Source organism: Embleya sp. NPDC059213 (assembly GCF_042754445.1).
In the GTDB taxonomy this organism is placed as follows: domain Bacteria; phylum Actinomycetota; class Actinomycetes; order Streptomycetales; family Streptomycetaceae; genus Embleya.
In genome coordinates, this window is sequence record NZ_JBHZAV010000304.1 from 1 (window position 1) to 7,347 (window position 7,347).

The 7,347-nt window shown below is 74.1% G+C and carries 5 protein-coding genes and 1 rRNA gene; 2 read left to right on the forward strand and 4 right to left on the reverse strand.

Going from position 1 to position 7,347, the window contains the following annotated elements:
• Both rrf and ACFXMF_RS45770 read left to right on the forward strand, forming a co-directional pair.
• Positions 1-93: ribosomal RNA gene (rrf, locus tag ACFXMF_RS45765) — 5S ribosomal RNA — on the forward strand; the annotation flags it as partial.
• Between the two features lie 2,570 nt (positions 94-2,663).
• Positions 2,664-2,930, forward strand: coding sequence for a hypothetical protein (locus tag ACFXMF_RS45770; protein WP_379992350.1), 267 nt, complete (start codon positions 2,664-2,666; stop codon positions 2,928-2,930).
• Between the two features lie 304 nt (positions 2,931-3,234).
• Here ACFXMF_RS45770 and ACFXMF_RS45775 read toward each other — a convergent pair whose 3' ends face one another.
• From ACFXMF_RS45775 to ACFXMF_RS45790, 4 genes are read right to left on the reverse strand one after another with little or no spacing between them, the layout of a single operon-like run.
• Positions 3,235-4,530: a DUF58 domain-containing protein gene (locus tag ACFXMF_RS45775; protein WP_379992351.1), complete on the reverse strand. Its 1,296-nt coding sequence runs from the start codon at positions 4,528-4,530 to the stop codon at positions 3,235-3,237.
• Between the two features lie 6 nt (positions 4,531-4,536).
• Positions 4,537-5,505 (reverse strand): AAA family ATPase, encoded by a 969-nt coding sequence (locus tag ACFXMF_RS45780; protein ID WP_360307195.1) that lies wholly within the window; start codon positions 5,503-5,505, stop codon positions 4,537-4,539.
• Entirely contained in the window at positions 5,502-6,644 is a 1,143-nt protein-coding gene (locus tag ACFXMF_RS45785; RefSeq protein ID WP_360307198.1) for a DUF4350 domain-containing protein, read from the reverse strand. Before ACFXMF_RS45785 ends, ACFXMF_RS45780 begins: the two co-directional genes overlap by 4 nt.
• Positions 6,641-7,273, reverse strand: coding sequence for a DUF4129 domain-containing protein (locus tag ACFXMF_RS45790; protein ID WP_380021227.1), 633 nt, complete (start codon positions 7,271-7,273; stop codon positions 6,641-6,643). Before ACFXMF_RS45790 ends, ACFXMF_RS45785 begins: the two co-directional genes overlap by 4 nt.
• Between the last annotated feature and the right edge of the window lie 74 nt (positions 7,274-7,347).

Below are 7,347 nucleotides of genomic sequence, written 5' to 3' on the forward strand. Positions count from 1 at the left end.
ACGCCCGGTCTCATTCCGAACCCGGAAGCTAAGCTCTCCAGCGCCGATGGTACTGCACTCGAAGGGGTGTGGGAGAGTAGGACGCCGCCGGAATCTACGTGTGAAAGGCCCATCCCGAACAGGGATGGGCCTTTCGCGTTTCCCGGGCCCTTTCCCGGGCCCTTTTTTGCGTTTCGGGGCTGCGGGGAATTTCGGCCGGGCCGGGCACGGGAGGCTCAGTGCTGAACGGCCGGCGTGGGCCGGCGGAGAATGGCCCGGTCCCACGGTCACCGGCGGCCGGGAGCCCTGAGTCCTCCGGCGAGAGGTGGGTGTTGCTCGCCGGAAAGGCGCCGGCAACGGCGGAGCCGGTGGGTGCTTGCGTCGGGTTCGCCGGGGGACCTTTCGAGTGGGCCGGGCGCTTGCGGCGGGCGGTTGCGTCTTGGTCGGCGGCGGGTGGCTCAGTGCTAAACGGTCGGCGTGGGCTGGTGGAGGTGGGCCTGGTCCCACGGTCACCGGCGGCCGGGAGCCCTGAGTCCTCCGGCGAGAGGTGGGTGTTGCTTGCCGGGAAAGGCGCTGGCAACGGCGCGGAAGGGTGGGCGGCCCGGTCGGGTTCGCCGGGGAGCCTTCCCGAGGGGGCCGGGCCGTTGCGGCCGGCGGTCGCGTCTTGGTCGGCAGCGGGAGGCTCAGTGCTAAACGGTCGACGTGGACCGGCGGAGATCGGCCCGGTCCCACCGTCACCGGCGGCCGGGAGCCCTGAGTCCCCCGGCGAGACGTGGGCGTTGCTTGCCGGGAAAGGCGCCGGCAACGGCGCGGAAGGGTGGGCGGCCCGGTCGGGTTCGCCGGGGAGCCTTTCCGAGTGGGCCGGGTGTTCGCGGCCGGCGGTTGCGTCTTGGTCGGCGGCGGATGGCCTTGTGCTAAACGGTCGGCGTGGACCGGCGGAGATCGGCCCGGTTCCACCGTCACCGGCGGCCGGGAGCCCTGGGTCCTCCGGCGAGAGGTGGGTGTTGCTTGCCGGGAAAGGCGCTGGCAACGGCGCGGAGAGAGGGCGGTCCGGTCGGGTTCGCCGGGGAGCCTTTCCGAGTGGGTCGGGCCGTTGCGGCCGGCGGTCGCGTCTTGGTCGGCGGCGGATGGCCTTGTGCTAAACGGTCGGCGTGGACCGGCGGAGAATGGCCCGGTTCCACCGTCACCGGCGGCCGGGAGCCCTGAGTCCTCCGGCGAGAGGTGGGTGTTGCTCGCCGGAAAGGCGCCAGCAACGGCGGAGCGGGAGGGCGGCCCGGTGAGGTCCGCCGGGGAGCCTTTCCGAGTGGGTCGGGCCGTTGCGGCCTGCGGTGGGTGGGCGGTGGCGGGAAACGAGAAGAAGAGTGGGCGGTGAGTGGGCGGTTTCGGTCGCCGGAGTGCACAACCCGGCCCTCGACACGCGCTCCTCCCGGTCGGTCCCGTAAAACCGCAGGTCAGCGGGAAGCCGCGCGCTCGAAGCAGTCCCGGGATCCCGATCGTGACCCTCGAACCCCTGAGACGGCCTTCGGACGGCCTCCCGCTCGACCGCCCCGACCCCAAACGCCCACCGGAACAGACCCGACCCCCCGGAAAGACTCCCGGCGCCCCTCACCGGGCCGCCCTTCCCGCCACCCGACCCGAAACGCCCACCGAGAACCCTGCCCACACGCAATCCACCACCGGCATTCACAAACCGGCCCTCGACACGCACTCACGCCGCACAACCCCGCAAAACCGCAGGTCAGCGAAATCCCGAGTGTGCGAAGCAGCCTCGGGATCCCGATCGTGACCCTCGAATCCCTCAGACAGCCCTCCACCCGGCCACCCGACCCGAAACGCCCACCGAAACGCTCCCGACCCACTCGAAAAGGCCCCCCGGCGGACCTCACCGGGCCGCCCCACCCGCTCCGCCGTTGCCGGCGCCTTTCCGGCGAGCAACGCCCAGGTCTCGCCGGGGAACTAAAGGCTCCCGGCCGCCGGTGACGGTGGGACCGGGCCATTCTCCGCCGGTCCACGCCGACCGTTTAGCCCTGAGCCACCCGCCGCCGACCAAGACGCGACCGCCAGCCGCAAACGCCCGGCCCACTCGGGAAGGCTCCCCGGCCGACCCGACGCAAGCGCCCTCCCGCTCCGCCGTTGCCAGCGCTTTTTCCCGCAGGCAACGCCCGTGTCTCGCCGGGAAGCTCAGGGCTCCTGACCGCCGGTGACCGTGGGACCGGGCTGATCTCCGCCGGTCCACGCCGACCGTTTAGCACTGAGCCTCCCGCTGCCGACCAAGACGCGACCGCCGGCCGTGAACGCCCGGCCCACTCGGAAAGGCCCCCCGGCGGACCTCACCGGGCCGCCCAGCCTTCCGCGCCGTTGCCAGCGCCTTTCCCGCCAAGCAACACCCACCTCTCGCCGGGAAACCCAAGGCTCCCGGCCACCGGCGACCCCGGGACCGGCCCCACCTCCACCAGCCCACGCCGACCGTTTAGCACTGAGCCACCCGCACCCAACCCAACCAAGACGCACCGCAGGCGGCGAGCACCCCACCCACCCGGCAGGAAGGCCCCCAGGGCCACCCAACTCCTGCCTCAGACCCCAATCTCAATCCCAGCCCGCCCCCAACCGACCACCTCAGCGGTCCCCCGTGTCGGAAGACCTGTGCTGGACTGTGGCTTCCTGCTCAAGCAGTCCGGGAGACGTTGCTGATCGAGGCGGTCCGGGCGGCGATGGCAGGTGGCACGTTGATCAGCCCGCAGGTCACCCTCCGCCTGCTGGACCGGCTGTCGGCGCACCCGACCGCGCCCCCGGCGCCGGCCATAGGCCATTGCGCCGTACCCGACCAACCGGCCGCGGACCCGCTCACCACCCGCGAGCGCGAGATCGTCCGGTTGATCGCCTGCGAGCACACCAACGCCGAGATCGGCGCGGAGTTGTACAGCACCGTCGGCGCACCGTCGGTGCCGTAAAGACGCATATCGCGAACATCCAGGCCAAGCCGGCGGCCCACAATCGAGTTGGGATCGCCGCCTGGCCTGGGCGTGGGCGAACGGGCATGTGACACCAGGAGGTCGAGCCGGCGGCACCACGGCTCGAACCGACTGTCGACTGCCACCCACAAGTCCCGCCCCACAACGGCCTGTTCCACAACGGGTGGTTCCCCAACGGCCCGTTCCGCAACGGTCGTTCCACAACAGCCCGTTCCACAACAGCCCGTTCCGCAACGGCCGTTCCACAACCACCCGTTCGCCAACCGCCCTCCCCACGCCCGCCCTACAGCCGCCCCGCCAGCTTCAGTGCCAAATACGTGTCCGTGAGTGCCGACGCCAACTCCCCCGGGGGTGCGTCCACGACGGTTACGCTTCCTCGTCGCAACTCGGCTGCTGTTGCCCGGCGTTCGGCGAGTTCGCGTTCGGCGGCGGCGGCCTCGTAGATCGCTGTCACGTTGCCTCGGCGGGCGGCCATCGCGGTGATTGCCGGGTCGGCGACGGCGGCCACGATCACCTCGTGTCGGGCGGCGAGTCGGGGGAGTACCGGGAGGATGCCCTCCTGGACCGCCTCCCGTTCCAGGCCGGTGATCAGCACGATCAGTGAGCGGCGCGGGGTGCGGCGCAGGATTTCGGCGGTCAGGGATCGGGCGTCGGGTTCGACCAACTCCGGTTCCAGCGTGGCCATCGCCTGGACGAAGGCCGGGAGTATGCCGTTTCGGGGTGCGCGGCGTACCTCGGCGCGGACTCGACGGTCGTAGGCGAGCAGGTCGACCCGGTCGCCGGCGTGGTTGGCGACGGCGGTCAGCAGCAGGGTCGCGTCCATCGCCGCGTCCAGGCGGGGGACGTCGCCGATGCGGCCGGCCGAGGTGCGGCCGGTGTCGAGGACGACCAGGATGTGGCGGTCGCGTTCGGGGCGCCAGGTGCGCACCACGACGCCCTGGTTGCGGGCGGAGGCGCGCCAGTCGATCGATTTCGCGTCGTCGCCGGGGACGTATTCGCGCAGTGTGTCGAACTCGGTGCCCGCGCCTCGGGTGAGCAGGGCCGAGCGGCCGTCGAGTTCGCGCAGGCGTTCCAGTTTCGAGGGGAGCAGTCGGCGGCTGGGGAAGCCGGGCAGCACGCGCAGTCGCCACGGTACGTGGTGGGAGCCCTGGCGGGCGGCCAGGCCGAGCGGGCCGACGGAACGCACCGTGATCCGGTGGGCGTTGCGGTCGCCGCGGCGGGTCGGGGTCATCGTGGTGGTGAGCCGGCGGCGTTCGCCGGCGGGGATGCGCAGGTCGTGCCGCTGGGCAGTGGTGCCGGTGCTGGGTGGCCAGGCGTCGCGCAGTCGGCCGCGCAGGGGCCGGGGGCCGGGGTTGGTGACGGTCAGCGTGACCTCGGCGCGTTCGCCGAGGCGGACCGCGGTGTCGCCGCCGCGGTCGAAGGTCAGGGTGCGGACGCCGGGGGCGAGCAGCAGGTCGACGAGGACGGCGAGCAGCAGGGCGCCCTCGACCACGGCCAGGCCGAGCAGCGAGGGCAGCAGCAGGCCGACCACCAGGATGCCCAGTGCTGCGGCCAGGACGGCACGACCGGTCAGGGCCATCGGCGGTTAACGCGGGACCGGGGTGTGCGCCAGGACGGCGTCGATCACCACGTCGGGGGTCACACCTTCCATCTCGGCCTCGGGGCGCAGCCGTACCCGGTGTCGCAGTGCCGGTCGGGCCAGGGCCTTGACGTCGTCGGGGGTGACGTAGTCGCGGCCGGCCAGCCAGGCCCAGGCGCGGGCGGCGGCGAGCAGCGCGGTGGCGCCGCGCGGGGAGACGCCCATGGCCAGTGACGGGGAGGTGCGGGTGGCTCGGCAGATGTCCACGACGTAGGCCAGGATGTCCGGCTCGACGCGCAGGGCGGCCACGGCGCGGCGGCCGGCGGCCAGGTCCGCGGCGCCGGCGACCGGGCGGACGCCGGCGGCTTCGAGGTCGCGCGGGTCGAAGCCCTCCGCGTGCCGGCGCAGCACCACGATCTCGTCGTCGCGTTCGGGCAGCGGCAGGGTGAGCTTGAGCAGGAAGCGGTCCAACTGGGCCTCGGGCAGCGGGTAGGTGCCCTCGTACTCGATCGGGTTCTGCGTCGCGGCGACCATGAACGGGTCGGGCAGCGGGCGGGTGGTGCCGTCGACCGAGACTTGGCGCTCCTCCATGGCTTCGAGCAGGGCGGCCTGGGTCTTGGGCGGGGTGCGGTTGATCTCGTCGGCGAGGAGCAGGTTGGTGAACACCGGGCCCTCGCGGAAGGAGAACGCGGCGGTGCGCGCGTCGTAGACCATCGAGCCGGTGACGTCGCCCGGCATTAGGTCGGGGGTGAACTGCACGCGGGTGGTCGTCAGTTCCAGGCTGCGGGCCAGGGCGCGCACCATCAGCGTCTTGGCGACGCCGGGCACGCCCTCCAGGAGTACGTGGCCCCGGCACAGGAGGGCGATCACCAGTCCGGTGACGGCGGCGTCCTGGCCGACCACGGCCTTGCCGATCTCGCCGCGCAGGGCTTCGAGGGCGTCGCGCGCCTCGCGGGTCTGCTCGGGTGCGCTCACGTCGTGCGTACCTGCCTTATCAGCGCGTCGAGTTCGTCGGACAGGGCGACGAGGGCTTCGTCGCTCTCCGGGCTCGCACCGTACAACAGGGCGTGCAGGTGCGCGGGCGTGTGGTCGGTGCGGGCGGTGACCGAGGCGATCAGGGCGGCCTCGGTGGGGTCGGCGCCCAGGACGCGGGCGATGCGTTCGCGGGCGGCGGCGCGCAGCAGTTCGGCGGCGGTGTCGCGGGCGCGGCCGCGGCGGTAGAGCCGGGCGCGGCCCTCGACGGTCTCGGCGGCGCGGACCACCACCGGGAGCGGTTCGGTCACCACCGGGCCCAGTCGGCGGGCCCGCCACAGGGCGAGCAGGACGGCGGCGACGGCCAGTTGTGCGGCGCCCCAGCGCCAGCCGGCGGGCAGCAGGTCCCACAGCGAGTCGTCGGCGGGCGGGAGTTCGTCGGCGCCGGGCAGGTACCAGACCAGGTGCGGATGGGCCCCGAGCAGGTTGAGCGCGAGGGCGGCGTTGCCGTTGTCGTCGAGGCGGTCGTTGACCAGCGGGCGGTCGGAGCCGAGCACGACGGTGTCGTGGCCGGCGCGGGGCGGGGTGCGGACCAGGGTCGGGCGGCCCGCGTAGGGATAACAACCGGTGGCGTCGGGGAGCAGGTCGAGGTCGAACCGGGCGCCGCCGGTGTCCGCGTCGCCGGCCCGGGTCGCGGCGGGCAGTTCGCAGCGCGGTTGCAGGGTGCGCCGGCCCGCGTCGCGGGCGGTGTGCACGCCGGGCGCCAGGATCGCCAGCGCGGCCTCGCCGGGGCGGACCAGCACCGTGCGGGCGGGCCCGGCGGCGGCGACGGTGCGCAGCCGGTCGTCGGCGAGCAGGTCGGGGAAGGGCACCACGAGGGTGCTGTCCGGGCGGATCGCCCGGGCGGCCTCGTCGGCGGAGCGGGCCAGGTGCACCTCGACGCCGCGGGCCCGCAGCAGTTGGGCCAGGGCCTTGCTGCCCTGCGGGTGGGTGGAGCGCGGGTCGAGCCGGCCCTCGTGCCGGTCGCCGCGGATCAGGATCAGGGCGGAGACCACGATCAGGACCAGGGCGACCAGGGCGAGCGGCGTGCGCACCCGGCGCCAGACCTGCTCGGTGGTGGGGCCGAGCGCGGTGTCGCTCATCGGGGCATCCGTTCGTCCACGCGTGGGCGGGCGGCGGCGCAGCGGGTGTCCAGCTCGCGCAGGTCGCGGTCCAGCTCCCGGTCGGCGGTACGCCCGCCGTAGTGCACGTCGTCGAAGGTCGCGGCGGCGGCCCGCAGGTCCGCAGCGGCCTCGGGCAGCGCCCGGCCGGCCTCGGCGGCGGCCTCGTCGGCGGTGCGGCCGGGGCGTACGTCGAGCACGGCACGCTCCTCCAGGGCCCGCACGATCGCCCGGAAGCGTTCCCGTACCGCCTCGTCCCAGTGCCCCCGGTCGGCGTGCGCGTCGGCGGCGGCACGGTGCTCGGCGGCCGACAACGGGCCCTGTTCGCCGTAGAGCGGCAGCTCGGCGCGGCGGGCGGTGCGCAGCGGACCCAGCCGCAGCCGCAACACCACGAGCGCGGCGATCACCAGGAGCACGATCACCACGAGGCCGAGACCACCACCGGGGCTGTGGTCGCCGGCCCGGGAGATCAGGTCGCCCAGGTGGTCGAGAAACCACTCCAGGGCCCGGCGGACCGGGCTGGGGTCGTCGCGGTGGTATTCGGGGCGCGAGAGTTCGTCCCGGGCGGCGGGGCCCCCCGGGGGGCGCCGGGCCGGCCCCCCCCGCCCCACCCCGCCCCCCGGGGGGTGGGGGGGGGGGGTGGACCCCCCGCCCGGGGCCCCGGGGGGGGGGCGCCCCGGCCGTG

Bases quoted from the DNA above. Each gene is read 5' to 3' on its own strand.
- ACFXMF_RS45775 (WP_379992351.1), bottom strand. From the start codon at position 4,530: ATGGCCCTGACCGGTCGTGCCGTCCTGGCCGCAGCACTGGGCATCCTG.
- ACFXMF_RS45785 (WP_360307198.1), bottom strand. From the start codon at position 6,644: ATGAGCGACACCGCGCTCGGCCCCACCACCGAGCAGGTCTGGCGCCGG.